Raw genomic sequence first — 18,658 nt, 5'->3', positions numbered from 1 at the left:
ACCATGACACAGACCATCGAAACGGCCGCCACAGGTACCGCCACCACGGCCGGCGCCCGCGCCCACGCAAGGGAACAGCACGGCAAGACCGCCGAAACCATGCGCTTCGTCCCGGCGGCCTCCGCACCGGGCCACCTTCTGGCAGGAATGCCCGACGGCGCGTCCCCCACCTGGGCGGAGTCCCTCGCCTTTGGCCGCTACACCACCATGTCCCTGGCCCGCGGTACCCGCATCCGGCTTACGGACACCGCCGGCGACGCCTGCGTGCACACCCTCCTGTACCGTGCAGGTGCCCTGCATGAACGCCTCAACGCCGCGGACACCGTCAAAGTCCCGTGGCAGGCCTACCCGACGGCGGGCCACCCGCTGCTCTCCGACTCCGGCCGGCTGATGGCCACCCTCGTGGCCGATACCTCCTCCCGGCACGACGCCCTCACCGGCGCCACCACCCTCGCCGGAAACACCGCGAAATACGGAGCCGGCACCGTGCACAGCGCATCCCCGGCCGCGCGCGAGCTGCTCACGCTGGGCGCCCTGAAAAACGGGCTGGGTCCCCGGGACGTTGCCCCGTCGCTGTCCTTCTTCAAGGGCATCACCGTTGACCCGGCCGGCAGCATCACCTTCACCGGCAGCGCCGGGCCCGGTGCCGCCGTCGAACTCCTCCTCCACATGGACGCCGTGCTGGTCCTGGCCAATACCGCGCACCCGCTGGACCCGCGCGCGGACTTCACCGGCACCGCGGTGGACATCGTCGCGTGGCACGCGCCCCGAGACCTCGCCGCACTGGAAGCCGGCAGCCTTACCGGACCTCTGGCCCCCGAACACCTGCAGGCCCTCCGCAACACCGAACACGACCTCGCCGCAAGGAACGCCCGATGAACACCGCCATTGACACCCAGCCCATCCCGGACGCCGCCCACACCGCCCTCGCCCCAGGCGCCGTGATCCTTGACGAGTTCGTCGAAGCCCGCGGCCCCTGGTCCGCAATGGTGGCAGCCGGAGACGTCCTCACCATCGTGGACCTGGAAGGCAACCAGGCCGTGGACTGCCTGCTCTACGCCGCGGACGACACCACCGTGCGCTACTCCGCCGCCACCACCATCGCCGCGCAACAGTCGATCGTCCTCACCACAGGCTCTGTCCTGCGGGCAGACACCGGCGCGCCGCTGATGACGGTCGTGGCGGACGAAGTGGGCGTGCACGACACTATCGGCGGCGCCTGCTCGCAGGAATCCAACACCCTCCGGTACGGGCAGCACACCCGGGAGCAGCACGCCTGCGTGGAGAACTTCCTGATCGAAGGCTCACGCTGGGGCCTGGGCAAGCGGGACCTGGTGTCCAACATCAACTGGTTCATGAACGTCCCCGTTGACCCGGACGGCGCCCTGGGCATCGTGGACGGCCTGTCCGCCCCCGGCAAACGCGTGGCCCTGAAGGCGGAGGTGGACACCCTGGTGCTCGTCTCCAACTGCCCCCAGATCAACAACCCGTGCAACGGCTTCAACCCCACGCCCGTCCGCATGATCGTCACCCGGCCGGAGGCCGCCCTGTGAATACGTTCGACACCCTCCTGATCGCCAACCGCGGAGAAATTGCGTGCCGCATCATTGAATCCGCGAGGAAGCTGGGACTGCACACCGTCGCCGTCTTCTCCGAGGCGGACCGCGGCGCCAAGCACGTCCGGCTCGCCGACGAAGCCGTGCTGCTGGGGCCGGCGCCGGCCAAGGAGTCCTACCTCCGGATGGACGCAATCCTGACAGCGGCCAAGGCCACCGGAGCGGGCGCCATCCACCCCGGTTACGGCTTCCTGTCAGAGGACGCCGCCTTCGCCGAAGCCGTGGAAGCAGCCGGGCTCGTCTTTGTAGGCCCCACGCCTGAACAGCTGCGTATTTTCGGCACTAAGCACACAGCACGCGACGCCGCCCGCGCAGCAGGGGTGCCTATGATCGCCGGCTCGGGGCTGCTGGAGGACGTGGACGCCGCCGTCGCAGCCTCCGCAACCATCGGCTTCCCGCTGATGCTCAAGGCCACCGGCGGGGGCGGCGGGATCGGCATGACGGTCTGCCGCAACGAGGCCGAACTCGTTGAAAGCTTCCCCCGCGTGGCCCGCCTGGCCGGCGCCAGCTTCGGCACCGCAGGGGTGTTCGCCGAGCGGTACGTGGAGAACGCCCGGCACGTCGAGGTACAAATCTTCGGCGACGGCGAGGGCCGGGTGGTCAGCCTCGGCGACAGGGACTGCTCGCTGCAGCGCCGCCACCAGAAAGTACTGGAGGAAGCCCCGGCGCCGGACCTGCCTGAGGAACTGCGCGAGGAACTCCACCGCAGCTCCCGCTCCCTCTGCGCCTCCCTTAACTACCGCTCCGCCGGCACGGTCGAGTTCGTCTATGACTCCGCCCGCCAGGAAGCCTCTTTCCTGGAAGTCAACGCCCGGCTGCAGGTGGAGCATCCTGTCACCGAATCCGTCACCGGAGTGGACCTGGTGGAATGGATGCTCCGCCTGGCCCAGGGCGGCGCCGAAGCCGAAACGGTATTGGCGGACGTGCCGGACGCGTTGCCCGTGTCCGGCCACGCCGTGGAAGCCCGCGTCTACGCGGAGGACCCGGCCCGCGGTTTCCAGCCCAGCGCCGGTACCGTCACCAATGCCGCCTACCCCGCCCCGGCAGCGGCCCGAGTGGACGCCTGGGTGGAAACCGGCACCGACGTTTCCACCAACTACGATCCCCTCCTGGGAAAGATCATCACCTCCGGCCCAAGCCGCGCCGACGCGTTTGACCGGCTCGCTGCCGCCCTGGAAGGCACCCGGATCGACGGCATCGAGACCAACCTCGGCATGCTCCGCGCCGTCGCCGGAATGGAGGTGGTCCGAAGCGTCGGGCACTCCACCAGCACCCTGGACTCAGTGGGCGACCCCGAACCGCGGATCACCGTGGAACGCCCCGGGCTGCAGACCAGCGTGCAGGACTGGCCGGGCCGCACCGGGCTCTGGCAGATCGGCGTTCCGCCCAGCGGCCCCATGGATGACCTCTCCTTCCGCCTGGGCAACACAGCGCTGGGCAACCCGGAAGGGGCCCCGGGCCTGGAGTTCACCATGACCGGCCCCAGCCTGACTTTCACGCATGCCACCACCATCTGCGTCACCGGCGCGGAGGTCATGGTGACGATCGACGGCGCGGAGGTGCCCGCCTGGACGCCCGTGACCGTCCCGGCAGGAGGAACGCTCGACGCCGGCACGGCCACCGGCAAGGGCCTGCGCGGTTACATCCTGTTCCAGGGCGGCCTGGACATCCCCACATACCTGGGCAGCGCCTCCACCTTCACGCTTGGCCAGTTCGGCGGCCACGCCGGACGGGTGCTCCGGGCAGGTGACGTGCTCCGCGCGGTGAAGTACGCCGTCGAACCAGCCCCCACGGCCGCCGTCCCGATCGACAGCCGTCCGGCCCTCACCACAACCTGGGAGCTGGCCGTGGCCGAGGGGCCGCACGGTGCCCCGGAGTTCTTCCAGCGCGAAGACATCGAGGAACTGTATGCCGCGGAGTACGAGGTGCACTTCAACTCCGCCCGCACCGGTGTCCGGCTGATCGGCCCCAAACCCCGCTGGGCGCGGTCCGACGGCGGCGAGGCAGGCCTGCACCCGTCCAATATCCACGACACCGCCTACTCGGTGGGTGCCTTGGACTTCACCGGCGATACCCCCATCCTGCTTGGCCCGGACGGACCCAGCCTGGGCGGATTCGTCTGCCCGGTCACCGTGGTCACCGCCGAGCGCTGGAAACTCGGCCAACTCCGCCCGGGGGACAAAATCCGCTTCGTGCCCATCAAAGCCAGCCAGGCGCCGTCGGCCACGGACCTGGGACCCGGCCGCCAGCTGGTCCTGCCGGGCGACGCCGGCTGGCCGGGCGGTGCCTCAGTGAACCTTCCGGCGGGGGCTTCGGCAGGGCCGCGGCTGCTCCGCGGCGATGGCGACGACGGCGTGCTGGGCCGGGTGCCGGAAGAAACCGGCCGGCCCGCGGTCACCTACCGCCGCTCCGGCGATGACAACCTGCTGGTCGAATACGGTGACATGGTGCTGGACCTTGGCCTGCGTGCCCGGGTTCATGCCCTGCACCAGCAGATCGACGGGCTCCGTTTGCCCGGCATCGTGGACCTCACCCCGGGAATCCGGTCGCTGCAGATCAAGGTGGACCCATCCGTCCTGTCCACCGCCCGGCTGCTGGACCTGGTCCGGGAAATCGAAGCCGCGCTGCCCGCGAGCTCCGAGCTGGTGGTGCCCAGCCGCACCGTCCGGCTCCCGCTGTCCTGGGACGATCCCGCCACTCGCGAGGCGATCGAACGCTACATGGCAGGCGTCCGTGACGACGCGCCCTGGTGCCCGTGGAACATCGAATTCATCCGCCGGATCAACGGCCTGGACTCCGTCAAGGACGTCTTCGACACCGTCTTTGACGCCGAATACCTGGTCCTGGGCCTGGGTGACGTGTACCTGGGTGCGCCCGTGGCAACGCCGCTGGATCCGCGGCACCGCCTGGTCACCACCAAGTACAACCCGGCGCGCACCTGGACGCCGGAGAACGCGGTGGGCATCGGCGGCGCGTACATGTGCATTTACGGCATGGAGGGCCCCGGCGGCTACCAGTTCGTAGGCCGCACCACCCAGGTGTGGTCGCGGTACGCCGATTCCGCTCCGTTCGAACCCGGCTCGCCGTGGCTGCTCCGCTTCTTCGACCGGATCTCCTGGTACCCCGTCAGTCCCGAGGAACTCCTGGACCTGCGCGCCGACATGGCAGCCGGACGCGGCCGCGGCGTGGAGATCGAGGACGGCACGTTCTCGCTCGCTGAGCACGAACAGTTCCTTGCCGAAAACCGCACGTCCATCGATGCGTTCCGGGAAAAGCAGGGTGCGGCCTTCGCCGTGGAACGGCAGGCCTGGGCCGACGCCGGCGAGTTCGATCGTGCCGAGGCGCTCGCCGCCGTCGCCGCCCCCGAGGCGGACGACGTGGTGGTTCCGGACGGCGGGTCCCTCGTCTCCGCCCCGTTCGCCGCGAGCGTCTGGAAGGTGGATGTGGCCGAAGGCGACCGCGTGGCCAAGGGGCAGCCCCTGGTGTCACTGGAGGCCATGAAGATGGAAACGGTCCTGGAGGCACCGTGCGATGGCGTAGTGCTCCGGGTCCTGCCGGCGGCCGGCTCCCAGGTGGTGGCCGGCGAGGCAGTGGTTGTCCTCGGCGGCACCGACCTTGCGCTGATCGAGGTCGAGGACCTGGAACTGGAAGAGGCAACGGTATGAACCCGGCACCCATTGGCTCCGCCACACGGCGCGCCGAAGCAGCCCTCGCAGCGCTCGAAGCAGTGGACCGGCCCGAAATCTGGATCACCCTCCGCAGCGGGGAGGACCTGCTGGCCGAAGCGGCAACCATCGACGCCGCCGTTGCCCGCGGTGCGGACCTGCCGCTGGCCGGGCTGCTCCTGGCCGTCAAGAACAACGTTGACGTGGCCGGCATCCCCACCACGGCGGCCTGCCCCGGCTTCGCATATACGCCGGAGCAGGATGCCGAAGCGGTGTCGCGCCTCCGTGCCGCGGGTGCCCTGGTGCTGGGTGCCACCAACCTGGACCAGTTCGCCACCGGTTTGGTGGGGACCCGCAGCCCCTACGGCGCCGTCCGCGATTCCCGCCGGCCGGACCGGATCTCCGGCGGGTCCAGCTCCGGGTCCGCCGTGGCGGTGGCGCTGGGCCTGGTGGATATCGCCCTCGGCACCGACACCGCCGGCTCGGGCCGGGTACCGGCGGCCCTGCAGGGCATCGTCGGGATCAAGGCAACCCTGGACGTGGTCTCGACGGCCGGTGTGGTGCCGGCCTGCCGCTCGTGGGACGCCGTCACCATCTTTGCCCGCAACTTGGCCACCGCAGAGCTCGCCATGGGCGTCATGGCGGGCAACGCCCGGCCGTGGCCCGCGGACACAAAGCTCGCGGCGCCGGCCAGGGCGCGGGTGGCATACCCGGCCGTCCTCCCCGCCCTGCCGGCGGAATGGGCGGCGGAGTTCGGCTGCCAGGTTGACCGCCTGCGGGAGGCGGGAGTGGACGCCCAGCCGATCGAGTTCGACGCCTTCCTCCAGGCTGCACGGCTGCTCTACGACGGCGGGCTGGTGGCAGAACGCTATTCCGCGGTTGGCGGCTTCCTCGAAACGGCGCGCGGCACGGGAACGTCCGACGCCGGAGCGCCGGGGCATGCGGGCATCGATCCCACGGTGGCAGGCATCATCCGGGCGGCCGGGACAGTCCCGGCGCACCGGTACGTCGCCGATACCGCGCGGCTCGAGGAGCTGAAAGCCACTGCCATGGCCCAACTCCAGGGCTTCGATGCCCTCCTGGTCCCCACAGCACCTTTCCACCCCACCCTGGCCGAGGTGGCCGCGGACCCGGTGGGGGTGAACTCCTTGTTGGGCACCTACACCAACTTCTGCAACCTGTTCGATCTTTGCGCCGTGGCCGTCCCGGCCGGTGAAGTGGCCGGTGCCCAGTTCGGCGTCACCGTGGTGGGCCGGGCCTTCGATGACGCCGTGGTGGCGGACATCGCCCGCCGGATGGAAACGACGCCCGCCGCCCCCGAGCTGTATGCTTCCGGCGCGGTGGCCGCCGCGCCGGAAGACGGCTTCGAAGGCGCCCGGCCGTCGTCGTCCATTCCCTGGCCGGTTGCCGCCGGCGCAACAGCCCTGCCGCTGGTGGTGGTGGGCGCGCACCGCAAGGGCCAGCCGCTGGCCCACCAGCTGGAGGAACTCGGCGCCTGCTGGGATGGGCCGGTCCGGACCGCCGCGCGCTACCGGATGGTGGCCCTGGACACCGTGCCGCCGAAGCCGGGCGTGTACCGGTCCGACGACGGCGCAGAGCTGGCAGGGGAGCGGTGGCTGTTGCCGCCAGCGGCCTTGGGGACGTTCCTTGCCTCGCTTCCCGAACCCATGCTGCTCGGGTCCGTTCAGCTCCGGGACGGGTCCACCGCCGTCGGGTTCGCCTGTGACGCCCTGGCCGCCGCAGGCGGCGAGGACATTACCGCCTGGGGCGACTGGTTGGCTGACCGGAGCGTGGAACCCAAACCGCGGACCGTCTGGCGGGACTTGGGAGTTGCCGCCCTGGCCGGGTTCAGCCGCGGGGAACGGGCATAGCGTCGGTGGAATCCGGGCGGGGCGGGCCGTCCGGATTCCCTCCCGTGAAGTACGTGGAAATATCCGTCACAAGTTCCTTGACCGCCGCCGGGATGGAGCCGTGGAAGCATTTAGGGGAGAGCTGGTAGGTGCTGCCGGGAACGGCTGCGTGCAACCGCTCAGCCGTCGCCTTGTAATAGCTGGGGCTCTTCCCGCCGGCCATGAAATGGGTGCCGGCCGGCAGCACGCTGAAGTCGCGGGCGTGGTCCTTTTCGTCGAAGGCTGCGCGCAACTCGCCCACTCCGCTGGGCATCACCTGGCGGAACAAGGTGTTCACCTTGGTCCGCGACAGCACGGCCATCAGCCCTGCCAGCACGGGATCGGGGATCCGGGCCATGACGGAGCCGGGGCTGGTGGCCTTCTTCATGTACGCCAGGGCGCGGCCCACCTTGCCGTTGTTGACCGCGTCCTCGAATCCGTCCAGCCAGTCGGTGTCGATGCTGTCGTCGATGTTCACCGCGGCGTCGTACACCGCCAGTTTGTCCGGCACGCAGCCGGTGCCGGTGAACTCCTGCACGGCATTGAGCGCCACCGCACCGCCCAGGCTGTGGCCCAGGATATTCCGTGCGCCGGTCGCATCCATCACGGTCCGGACGTCGGAGATCTCGGTGGCCATGGAGTAGTCCGGGGGCTGCTCGGAGGAATTGCCCCGGCCCCGGCGGTCGTACACGTCCACCGCCCAGCCTTCGCCCAGGCCCTTCGCCAGTTCGATCGAGAAGGGGCGGTAAATCGAGGCGGTGAGGAACGCGCCGCCAATCAGCACCACGCGCCTTTCTCCCGGCGCATCCTCGGTGCCGTAACTGTAGAGAGCCAGCCTGCCGCCGTCGTGCGTTGGAAGTACCCGTTCTTTCACCCGCCCATCCTAGGGGGCAAGCCTGCGGGCCGGCTGAAAGTCCCGGTGGCCAAGTCCCGGTAAACTTGATGATTGTGACTTCCCAAAACACCCCCGCGCCCAAGAACGCCCCGGAGCCCCTCGACGCCAGCGAGCAGATGCGGGTCCGCATGGAAAAGCGCGCCAAGCTTCTTGAGCGCGGCGCGGAGGCGTACCCCGTGGGAGTGGAACGCACGCATTCCCTCGCCGAGATCCGGGAAAAGTACGCCCACCTCGAGGCGGACGACACCACCGGCGACACCGTGGGCGTCACCGGCCGGGTGGTTTTCGTCCGCAACACCGGCAAGCTTTGCTTCGCCACCCTGCAGGAGGGCGGTACGGACGGCAAGGGCACGCGCCTGCAGGCCATGCTGAGCCTGGCCAACGTGGGCGAGGAAGCCCTCGCGGAATGGAAGGCCCTGGTGGACCTGGGCGACCATGTGTTCATCAAGGGTGAAGTCATCTCCTCGCGCCGCGGCGAGCTGTCCGTCATGGCCGAATCCTGGTCCATGGCATCCAAGGCACTCCGCCCGCTGCCCGTCCTGCACGCGGACCTGAACGAGGAAACCCGGGTCCGCCAGCGCTACGTGGACCTGATGGTCCGCGACGAAGCCCGCGAAATGGTCTACACCCGCGCCGCCATCACCCGCTCCATCCGCGAAACGCTGTTCCGCCACCGCTACGTGGAAGTGGAAACCCCCATCCTCAACCTGGTCCACGGCGGCGCCCTGGCGCGTCCGTTCGAGACCCACATGAACGCGTTCGACCAGAAGATGACCCTGCGGATCGCCACCGAGCTGTACCTCAAGCGCGCAGTGGTGGGCGGCATCGACCGCGTCTACGACATGGGCCGCGTGTTCCGCAACGAGGGCGTCGACTCCACCCACAGCCCCGAATTCACCACCCTTGAATGCTACGAGGCCTGGGCAGACCAGTTCGTCATGGCGGAGCGGATCAAGGAGATCATCCTCGACGCCGCGGACGCCGTGGGGGCCGGACGCGTATTGCAGACAGAGTCAGGGGAGATCAACCTCGACGGCGAATGGGCCTGGCTGCCCGTCTATCCGGGCCTTTCCGACGCCGTCGGGCAGGAAATCACGCCGGACACGTCCGCGGAGGTGCTCCGCGAGCTCGCAGCCAAGCACGAGGTCAAGGTGGATCCCAAGTGGGATGCCGAGAAGCTGGTGGTTGAGCTCTTCGGCGAGATCGTGGAGCCCACATTGCTGAACCCCACCTTCGTTTACGACTACCCGCCCTCGGCCCAGCCGCTGGCCCGCCCGCACCGTGAGGACGGCCGGCTGATCGAGGCCTGGGACCTGATCATCGGCGGCATGGAACGCGGTACCGCCTTCTCCGAACTGATCGACCCCGTCATCCAGCGCGAGCGGCTCACCGAGCAGTCCCTGCACGCGGCCGCCGGCGACGTCGAGGCCATGCAGCTGGATGAGGACTTCCTGCGCGCCCTCGAGTACGGTGCTCCGCCCATGGGCGGCATCGGCCTTGGCATTGACCGGCTGGTAATGCTGTTCACCGGAGCCGGTATTCGCGAAACCATCCTGTTCCCGCTGCTGAAGCCAGAAGGGCACTGACCATGGAATACGTAGCAGTCATCCTTCCGTCCCTCGTGGTGGGCCTGATTTTCTGGTTTGCCATGAAGGCGATCTTCAACGCGGACAAGGCCGAGCGCCAGGCCGAGGCCCGCGCACAGGCTGAGGCCGATTCCCTCCCGGCACAACCGGTGCTGCCCGCGGACCGCCCGCGGCCGGATTCAAAATAGATTAAATCCCCGCCGTCTTTCTGCCTTTATCCACCGGGAACCAAAAGCCGCTTTGACGCGTTGCCAGCATAAGAGTCATACTTTTTAGGGAAACATCCTGCTTTTCTGAAAAATCGAACTTTCCAGCAAGAGGAAGACTTTTAATGGCACAGAAAGTAAACATCATCCTCGTTGATGATCTGGATGGGGGATCCGCAGACGAGAATGTGAAGTTTGGCCTCGACGGGGTCAACTACGAAATTGACCTGTCGGCAGCCAATGCCTCCGAACTCCGGTCTTCGCTGGAGCGGTTCATTGGCGTCGCACGCAAGGCTTCCGGAGCGGCCCGGGCCCAACGGGCCAAGGCACCCGCCGGCGGCCGCGGCCACGATTCGGCGCAAATCCGGCAATGGGCGCGGGACAACGGCTACACCGTTAACAGCCGCGGCCGAATTCAAGCCGAAATCCAGGAAGCCTACCAAAAGGCAAATTCCTAGGGCGGCTTTAGCTCCACGGAAAACCCCGCTTACCGCCGCCAGGCGGAGCGGGGTTTTCCATTTTTGAAAAACCGGCTGCATGGGCCGCCGCCCGCTTTGCCCAATTGGCTATTCAGGCGGCTTCGATCGGGTCCGCCGCCGGGAACATTTGGACCGTCCCGGGCGTTGAAACCGCCGGCCGCCCGGGCTTCCGGCTTCGCAGATCGCCCGGGTGCGGGCTGCCCCGTCCGGCCACCGCGGCTATTCCCGCAAGCGGCCCGGTTTCCCCTGTGGCGAACACGCTCCACAACTCAGGACCGGGCACGTAGCATCAAAGTACGTCGTAGCTAGGAGTGTGGCGAAATGTTTGAGCGATTTACGGACCGTGCCCGTCGCGTAGTTGTGCTTGCCCAAGAAGAGGCACGCATGCTGAACCACAATTACATCGGTACCGAACACATCCTCTTGGGTCTGATCCATGAGGGTGAGGGTGTTGCCGCCAAAGCTCTTGAGTCCTTGAGCATTTCGCTCGACGGCGTTCGCGAGCAGGTGCAGGAGATCATCGGGCAGGGCCAGCAGGCTCCGTCCGGCCACATCCCCTTCACCCCCCGTGCCAAGAAGGTACTGGAGCTCTCCCTGCGCGAAGCCCTCCAGCTGGGCCACAACTACATCGGCACTGAGCACATCCTGCTCGGCCTCATCCGCGAGGGTGAGGGCGTTGCCGCCCAGGTGCTGGTCAAGCTCGGCGCAGACCTCAACCGGGTCCGCCAGCAGGTCATCCAGCTCCTCTCCGGCTACCAGGGCAAGGAAACCACCGGCGCAGGCGTCGGCGGCGGACAGCCCGAAGGCGCACCTGCCGGTTCCGTCGTCCTGGACCAGTTCGGCCGCAACCTGACCCAGGCTGCGCGCGAGAACAAGCTGGACCCGGTGATCGGCCGCGAGCAGGAAATGGAACGCGTCATGCAGGTCCTTTCCCGCCGCACCAAGAACAACCCTGTCCTCATCGGCGAGCCCGGCGTCGGCAAGACGGCCGTCGTCGAGGGCCTGGCCCAGGCGATCGTGCGCGGCGATGTTCCGGAAACCATCCGCGACAAGCAGCTCTACACCCTGGACCTTGGCTCCCTGGTGGCAGGTTCGCGCTACCGCGGCGACTTCGAAGAGCGCCTTAAGAAGGTCCTCAAGGAGATCCGCACCCGCGGCGACATCATCCTGTTCATTGATGAGATCCACACCCTGGTCGGTGCTGGTGCCGCCGAAGGCGCCATCGATGCGGCCTCGATCCTGAAGCCCATGCTGGCCCGCGGTGAGCTGCAGACCATCGGCGCCACCACGCTTGACGAGTACCGCAAGCACATCGAGAAGGACGCCGCGCTGGAGCGCCGCTTCCAGCCCATCCAGGTCAAGGAACCCTCCGTGGCGCATGCCATTGAGATCCTCAAGGGCCTGCGTGACCGCTACGAAGCGCACCACCGCGTCACCATCACCGACGGCGCCCTGGCCTCCGCTGCCAGCCTGTCCGAGCGCTACATCTCGGACCGCTTCCTGCCGGACAAGGCGATCGACCTGATCGATGAGGCCGGCGCCCGGCTGCGCATCCGCCGCATGACCGCTCCGCCGGAGCTCAAGGCCATGGACGAGCGCATCGCCAAGCTGAAGATGGAGAAGGAATCCGCCATCGACGCGCAGGACTTCGAAGGCGCCGCTTCGCTCCGCGACAAGGAGCAGAAGATGATTTCCGAGCGCGCGGAGAAGGAACGGCACTGGAAGTCCGGCGGCATGGACGACATCTCCGAGGTGGATGAGGATCTCATCGCCGAGGTGCTGGCCAACTCCACGGGCATCCCCGTCTTCAAGCTGACCGAGGAAGAGTCCTCGCGCCTGCTCAAGATGGAAGATGAACTGCACAGGCGGGTCGTCGGCCAGGACGAGGCCATCAAGGCGCTCTCCCAGGCCATCCGCCGCACCCGTGCAGGGCTCAAGGACCCCAAGCGCCCCGGTGGCTCGTTCATCTTCGCCGGCCCCACCGGCGTCGGAAAGACCGAGCTCGCCAAGGCACTCGCCGAGTTCCTGTTCGGTGAAGAGGACGCCCTCATCACGCTGGACATGTCCGAGTACTCCGAGAAGCACACCGTTTCCCGGCTCTTCGGTGCCCCTCCGGGCTACGTGGGCTATGAGGAAGGCGGCCAGCTGACCGAGAAGGTCCGCCGCCGTCCGTTCTCCGTGGTGCTGTTCGACGAAGTTGAGAAGGCCCACGCGGACCTCTTCAACTCGCTGCTGCAGATCCTGGAAGACGGCCGCCTGACCGACTCCCAGGGCCGCGTGGTGGACTTCAAGAACACCGTGATCATCATGACCACCAACCTGGGTACCCGGGACATCTCCAAGAGCGTCGCCACCGGCTTCCAGTCCGGCACCGACACGCAGACCGGCTACAACCGCATGCGTGCACGGGTCACGGAGGAACTCAAGCAGCACTTCCGCCCCGAGTTCCTGAACCGTGTTGACGACGTCGTGGTGTTCCCGCAGCTGACCCAGGACGAGATCATCGAGATCGTGGACCTGTTCGTCACCCGCCTCGAGAAGCGCCTCAAGGACAAGGACATGGGCATCGAGCTCACCAAGGCCGCCAAGGTGCTCCTGGCAACCCGCGGCTACGATCCCGCCATGGGTGCCCGGCCGTTGCGCCGCACCATCCAGCGCGAGATCGAGGACCAGCTCTCCGAGAAGATCCTGTTCGGCGAGATCCACCCCGGCGACATTGTCGTCGTGGATGTTGAAGGCGAGGGCGACGACGCGAAGTTCACCTTCGCCGGCAACGCCAAGCCGCGCATCCCGGAGATCGCCCCGAGCGTCTAGCCTCCACAGCCAAAGCCCCGCCACTCCGCAAGGAGCGGCGGGGCTTTCGCATTGTGATCGGCGGCACAAACCGTGTTGAATCGGGGAATGGCTAACTTGGAACCGGTGATCCCGGATGAGCAACCACTGACCCCCTTCCACGACCTCGACCACTACCTCTCCATCCCACGGGTAAGCGGCCTGGCGTTGAGCCCGGACGGCTCGCGGCTGGTCACCACGGTCAGTACCCTGAACGGCAAGGGCACCGAATTTGCCACGGCATTGTGGGAGCTGGACCCGGCGGGTCAGAAGCACGCACGCCGTATCACCCGCAGCGCCAAGGGCGAGGCCGGTGCCGCGTTCGCGGCCAGCGGTGACGTCTACTTCACGTCCGCACGCCCGGACCCGGACAGTCCGGATGAGGAGCCCGTCAACGCGCTGTGGATGCTTCCTGCCGACGGCGGTGAGGCCAGGGTGGTCCTCAGCCGGCCGGGCGGCATCAGCCGCATCATGACGGCCAGGGACGCCGACGCCGCGTTCGTGACGGCAGAGGTCCTGGCCGGATCCGCCGATGAGGACGACGACGCCGAACGCCGCAAGGCCCGCAAGGACAAGAAGGTTTCGGCCATCCTGCACAGCGAATATCCGGTCCGCTACTGGGACGCGGACCTGGGGCCGGGCCAGCCGAGAATCTTCGCGGTGGAACCGGGGGACGACAAGGCGCCGGGCAAGCCCGCCACGGTCGATGCCACGGCCCCCCTGGTCCTGCGCAACCTCACGCCTGATGCCGGCCCACGGCTGCGCGAAGCGGAAACTGTGGTCAGCCCCGACGGGAAGACCATCTACAGCAGTTACACCAAGCCCCTCGCCAAGGCTGACAGCCGTTTCATGCTCGTGGCAGTCGACGTGGCATCGGGCAGCCACAAGGTGCTGCTGGACCGGGAAGGCATGAGCTACTTTCCAGGGCCCGTCAGTCCGGACGGCAAGACGCTCGTGGTGGTCAGCGAGTCCGACTCCACTCCGCGCCAGGCGCCCGAGATCAAACTGCACCTGCTCGACGTGTCCGGTGAGGCCGCTGCCGAAGACGCCGCCGGCCTGCAGCCCCTCGCCCATGACTGGGACCGCTGGGCCAAGCCCGCGGCCTGGCTTCCGGACGGCTCCGCCATCCTTGTCACGGCGGACGACGACGGCGCGTCGCCGGTTTTCCGGGTCAGCGTTCCGTCTGCTGCCGCCCAGGTGGGCGTCGCCCGGGTGACGCAGGACGCCGCGGCGTACACCGACGTCGTCGTCTCGCCGGAGGGGCGCCATGCGTACGCCCTTCGCAGCTCCTACGCATTCCCTGCCGAGGCCGTGCGCCTAGATCTGGCAACCGGGGAAACCACCCGCCTGCCCGCACCGGCCGAACGCCCGTCCTGCCCCGGGCGGCTGGAGCGCATTGCCGCCACGGCCGCTGACGGTTCCCGTGTCCCCGCCTACCTTGCGCTGCCGGACGGTGCCTCTGCGGAGTCCCCGGCGCCGCTGCTCCTGTGGATCCACGGCGGCCCGCTGGGCTCCTGGAACGCGTGGACCTGGCGTTGGAACCCCTGGCTCCTGACGGCCAAGGGGTACGCCGTCCTGCTGCCGGACCCGGCACTGTCCACCGGTTACGGGCAGTCGCACATCCAGCGCGGCTGGGGTTCCTGGGGCAAGGCGCCGTACACCGACCTCATGGCCATCACGGACGCCGCCGTGGAACGACCGGACATCGACGGGACCCGGACCGCCGCGATGGGAGGCTCCTTTGGCGGCTACATGGCCAACTGGGTGGCGGGCAACACGGACCGGTTCAAGGCGGTGGTCACCCACGCCAGCCTGTGGGCCCTGGACCAGTTTGGTCCCACCACGGATGCCTCCCAGTACTGGCTGAAGGAAATGACCGAGGAGATGGCGCTGGAGAACTCCCCGCATCTGCGCGCCGAGAACATCAGCACCCCCATGCTGGTGATCCACGGCGACAAGGACTACCGGGTACCCATCGGCGAGGGCCTCCGCCTCTGGTACGAACTCCTGTCCAGGTCCCGGCTGGCCGCGGACGACGACGGGCAGACACCGCACCGGTTCCTCTATTTCCCGGATGAAAACCACTGGATCCTCCAACCGCAGCACGCCAAGGTCTGGTACCAGGTGGTGGAGTGGTTCCTGGCACGGAACGTCCTGGGCACGGACATCGAACTGCCGGTGGAACTGGGCCTCTAATTTCCCGCTAACAGGCACAAAGCATCGCTCGATGGGGAAGATCCCGAGGTGAAGGGGGCTGGGGCATTTACGTAGCGTGCGTCTAAGCGAGGAACGAGCGAGCACGCGGTAAATGTCGCAGTCCCCGAGCCGAAAGCCCTTCGCCTCGTAGGATGGCTTTGTGACTGACTCCTTCCACATCCGCCCAGCACGCACCAGCGACGTCCCGGCCATCAAGAAGCTTGTGGCGCCCCTGGCCGAGGAACGCATCCTGATGGCGAAGGAGACGGTTGCCTACTACGAGAGCCTCCAGGAGTTCCGGATCGCCGAGTCCAGCGACGGCGAAATGATCGGCTGCGGGGCGCTGCACGTTATGTGGGAGGACCTCGCTGAAATCCGTACCCTCGCGGCCTCCGGACAGTGGCGGGGCAAAGGCGTGGGGCACGTCCTGGTGGAGGACCTGTTGGAGGGGGCACGGGCCCTCGGCGTGGCCCGGGTTTTCTGCCTCACGTTCGAGGTGGACTTCTTCAAACGCCACGGCTTCGAGGTGATGGCCGACCAGTCAGCCGTGGACCCCGAGGTGTATTCGGAGCTCCTGCGCTCCCACGACGAAGGCGTTGCTGAGTTCCTGGACCTGGCACGCGTCAAGCCGAACACCCTGGGCAACACCAGGATGATCCGCATTCTTTGAACGGGCAGTTCGGGGAGGGCAGTGATGCCCCATCCTTGCATTATTCGAATTGATGGATAAACTATTGGAGGCCGGGATATGGGGGGCCTCAGGAAAGGGACAGTCATTGGGGGCTGTCCCTTTGCTGCGTCCGGGGCAGGTGTCCGGGGAGAGCCGGTACGGACGAACCTACCGCCGGCGGTGACCCCGGTAGTAGGGTCGAAAAACACATCCTCCAGGAGCGCAGCCAGGAGCACCGCCGTGAAGAAACTCATCAACGATCCCAGATCCGTCGTCGAGGAAGCCGTCCAGGGGTTTGGCCTGGCATATGCCGGGCTCGTTACGGTCAGCGAAGACCCCACCTACATCACGCGCAAGGATGCGCCGGTGGCCGGCAAGGTGGGGCTGGTTTCCGGCGGAGGCAGCGGCCACGAGCCGCTGCACGCCGGCTATGTGGGGCAAGGAATGCTCGACGCCGCCGTGCCGGGGGCGGTGTTCACCTCACCGGCGCCGGACCAGATCCTTCCGGCCACCCTTGCCGTCAACTCAGGTGCCGGCGTGGTGCACATCGTCAAGAACTACACCGGCGATGTCCTGAACTTCGAGACGGCGGCCGAGCTCGCCGAGGCTGAAGGCGTCAGCGTCCGCACCGTCCTGGTCAACGACGACGTCGCAGTGGAGGATTCGCTCTACACGGCCGGCCGGCGCGGAGTGGGCGGCACGGTCCTGGTGGAAAAGATCGCCGGTGCCGCAGCGGAACGCGGGGATGACCTCGACGCCGTGGCCGCCATTGGTGAAAAGGTCAACGCCAACGTCAGGACCATGGGCGTTGCGCTGTCCGCCTGCACGGTTCCCCATGCGGGCACCCCGAGCTTCGACCTTGGCGAGGACGAGATCGAAATCGGCATCGGCATCCACGGCGAGCCCGGCAGGCATAAGATCCCCATGGAAAACGCCGACAGCATCACCAACCGCTTGCTGGAACCCGTCCTTGCCGACCTGGAAATCAGCCCCGGGGACAAGGTGCTGCTCTTCGTCAACGGGATGGGCGGCACCCCGCTGAGCGAGCTCTACATCGTGTACCGCCGGGCCGTGCAGGTGCTCGGCGAGGCAGGCGCTACGGTGGAACGCTCACTGGTGGGCAACTACATCACCGCCCTCGAGATGCAGGGCTGCTCCATCTCGGTGCTCCGGCTCGATGACGGGCTGACGGAACTGTGGGACGCCCCCGTCCACACCGCCGCCCTGCGCTGGGGCGTGTAAGCCATGGTGCTGGACGCGAACTGGGCCGTGAAGTGGCTGACCCTCTGCGCGCAGGCCATGGCCGAGCACCGGGTTGAACTGATCGAACTGGACAGGGCGATCGGGGACTCGGACCACGGTGAGAACATGGACCGCGGCTTCCAGGCTGTCCTGGCCAAGTTGGACGAATCCATCCCGGAGACGCCCGGTGCGGCTTTGAAGATGACGGCTATGACCCTGATGTCCAAGGTGGGCGGTGCTGCCGGCCCCCTCTACGGCACCGCGTTCCTTCGTGCCGCCACCGCCGTGGGTGATGCCGCTGAGATTGGTCCGTCCGCGTGGGCCGATGCGCTGGCAGCCGCCCGGGACGGGATCGTGGCGCGCGGGAAGGCGGAGCCCGGGGACAAGACCATGGTGGATGCATGGACACCAGCGGTTGACGCTGCCCGTGCCGCCGCGGACGGCGGCAGCGAGGACCTCCTCAGCGTCCTCGTGGCCGCTGCGGAGGCTGCCGAGGCCGGTGCTGTTGCCACCGATCCGCTCATCGCCCGCAAGGGACGCGCCAGCTACCTGGGCGACCGCAGCGCCGGGCACCGGGACCCCGGGGCCGTATCCAGTGCGCTGATCCTGCGCGCGGCAGTCGGGGCGGCTGCGTGACCGTGAGCATCGTAGTGGTGTCCCACAGCGCAAAAATTGCCGACGGCGCCATAGAGCTTGCCGCCCAGATGGCACCTGACGTCGTGCTCCTGCCTGCCGGGGGCACTGACGACGGCAGGATCGGCACCAGCCTGGAAAAAGTCCTTGCCGCCCTGGAACAGGCCGGCGGAGACGGGGCTGTGGTCCTCACGGACCTGGGATCAGCCGTGATGACCGCCGAATCGGCTCTCGAGTTCCTGGGAAATCCCGAAGGCGTCCTGCTCGCGGATGCACCCCTGGTGGAAGGCCTCGTTGCCGCAGCGGTGGCCGCGCAGGGCGGGGCGGACGTGCAGGCAGTCAAACAGGCCGCTGAGGCCGCGCGGTGTCCGGCCCGCCAACCGGAGCCAGGTTCCGCGGAGGTCGCGGGAGAGCGGCCGGGCGCCGGCACGCCACCGGACTGCACCGGCGACTTCGAACTGGTAAACCAGGCCGGCATGCACGCCCGGCCTGCCGCGAAAATGGCGGGCGGCCTGTCCGCCCTTGACGCGGAAGTGACCATCAACGGGGTGGACGGCGCCTCCATGACGGGCCTGATGACCCTTGGCGCCGGCAAGGGCTCGGTCCTGCATGTGGAAGCCTGGGGCACGGATGCCGAACGGGCAGTGAATTATGTGGGCGGCCTTGTTCAGTCCGGCTTCGGTGAACCGTGACGCTCCAATCCAGTGCTCCGCGGTGTGTTCCGGAGGCCTGCGTGCTTTCCTGGGAAT

The 18,658-nt window shown here is 67.8% G+C and carries 14 protein-coding genes; 13 read left to right on the top strand and 1 reads right to left on the bottom strand.

What is annotated here, in order from left to right:
• The first annotated feature begins 3 nt into the window (after positions 1-3).
• The 4 genes from AB4Y79_RS09345 to atzF are packed head-to-tail and all read left to right on the top strand — an operon-like array spanning position 4 to position 7,152.
• Positions 4-879, top strand: coding sequence for an urea amidolyase associated protein UAAP1 (locus tag AB4Y79_RS09345; protein ID WP_441860647.1), 876 nt, complete (start codon positions 4-6; stop codon positions 877-879).
• A complete protein-coding gene (locus AB4Y79_RS09340) occupies positions 876-1,553 on the top strand; it encodes an urea amidolyase associated protein UAAP2 (RefSeq protein ID WP_441860645.1) in 678 nt (225 codons plus the stop codon). The genes AB4Y79_RS09345 and AB4Y79_RS09340 overlap by 4 nt, the downstream gene beginning before the upstream one ends.
• On the top strand, positions 1,550-5,281 hold the full coding sequence (uca, locus tag AB4Y79_RS09335; protein WP_441860643.1) for an urea carboxylase: 3,732 nt from the start codon (positions 1,550-1,552) through the stop codon (positions 5,279-5,281). The genes AB4Y79_RS09340 and uca overlap by 4 nt, the downstream gene beginning before the upstream one ends.
• Entirely contained in the window at positions 5,278-7,152 is a 1,875-nt protein-coding gene (gene atzF / locus AB4Y79_RS09330; RefSeq protein WP_441860642.1) for an allophanate hydrolase, read from the top strand. Before uca ends, atzF begins: the two co-directional genes overlap by 4 nt.
• On the opposite strand, the gene AB4Y79_RS09325 is transcribed toward atzF, so the two are convergent.
• The gene (locus AB4Y79_RS09325; RefSeq protein WP_441860640.1) at positions 7,130-8,044 is read right to left on the bottom strand and encodes an alpha/beta fold hydrolase; all 915 of its coding nucleotides are present in this window, start codon (positions 8,042-8,044) and stop codon (positions 7,130-7,132) included. The two genes, atzF and AB4Y79_RS09325, sit on opposite strands and share 23 nt — an antisense overlap.
• A 68-nt stretch (positions 8,045-8,112) precedes the next feature.
• Here AB4Y79_RS09325 and lysS point away from each other — a divergent pair, with 68 nt between their 5' ends.
• From lysS to dhaM, 9 genes are all read left to right on the top strand, one after another.
• Complete coding sequence (gene lysS / locus AB4Y79_RS09320; protein ID WP_441860638.1) at positions 8,113-9,651, top strand: lysine--tRNA ligase; 1,539 nt, start codon at positions 8,113-8,115, stop codon at positions 9,649-9,651.
• 2 nt (positions 9,652-9,653) lie between these two features.
• On the top strand, positions 9,654-9,839 hold the full coding sequence (locus tag AB4Y79_RS09315; protein WP_441860636.1) for a hypothetical protein: 186 nt from the start codon (positions 9,654-9,656) through the stop codon (positions 9,837-9,839).
• 143 nt (positions 9,840-9,982) lie between these two features.
• The gene (locus AB4Y79_RS09310) at positions 9,983-10,315 is read left to right on the top strand and encodes a histone-like nucleoid-structuring protein Lsr2 (RefSeq protein WP_308928980.1); all 333 of its coding nucleotides are present in this window, start codon (positions 9,983-9,985) and stop codon (positions 10,313-10,315) included.
• A gap of 342 nt (positions 10,316-10,657) precedes the next feature.
• On the top strand, positions 10,658-13,150 hold the full coding sequence (locus AB4Y79_RS09305; protein ID WP_308928979.1) for an ATP-dependent Clp protease ATP-binding subunit: 2,493 nt from the start codon (positions 10,658-10,660) through the stop codon (positions 13,148-13,150).
• 87 nt (positions 13,151-13,237) lie between these two features.
• A complete protein-coding gene (locus AB4Y79_RS09300) occupies positions 13,238-15,364 on the top strand; it encodes a prolyl oligopeptidase family serine peptidase (RefSeq protein WP_441860634.1) in 2,127 nt (708 codons plus the stop codon).
• Between the two features lie 160 nt (positions 15,365-15,524).
• Positions 15,525-16,034: an amino-acid N-acetyltransferase gene (locus tag AB4Y79_RS09295; protein ID WP_441860632.1), complete on the top strand. Its 510-nt coding sequence runs from the start codon at positions 15,525-15,527 to the stop codon at positions 16,032-16,034.
• Positions 16,035-16,274: 240 nt separating this feature from the next.
• On the top strand, positions 16,275-17,276 hold the full coding sequence (gene dhaK, locus AB4Y79_RS09290) for a dihydroxyacetone kinase subunit DhaK (RefSeq protein WP_441860631.1): 1,002 nt from the start codon (positions 16,275-16,277) through the stop codon (positions 17,274-17,276).
• A 3-nt stretch (positions 17,277-17,279) separates the two neighbouring features.
• A complete protein-coding gene (gene dhaL, locus AB4Y79_RS09285; RefSeq protein ID WP_441860629.1) occupies positions 17,280-17,912 on the top strand; it encodes a dihydroxyacetone kinase subunit DhaL in 633 nt (210 codons plus the stop codon).
• On the top strand, positions 17,909-18,601 hold the full coding sequence (gene dhaM, locus AB4Y79_RS09280; RefSeq protein ID WP_441860627.1) for a dihydroxyacetone kinase phosphoryl donor subunit DhaM: 693 nt from the start codon (positions 17,909-17,911) through the stop codon (positions 18,599-18,601). The genes dhaL and dhaM overlap by 4 nt, the downstream gene beginning before the upstream one ends.
• Positions 18,602-18,658 lie beyond the last annotated feature (57 nt).

This window comes from Pseudarthrobacter sp. YAF2 (genome assembly GCF_052113345.1).
Lineage (GTDB): Bacteria > Actinomycetota > Actinomycetes > Actinomycetales > Micrococcaceae > Arthrobacter.
Note: the sequence above shows the minus strand (reverse complement) of the source record. Positions and strands in the feature narration are given on the sequence as shown.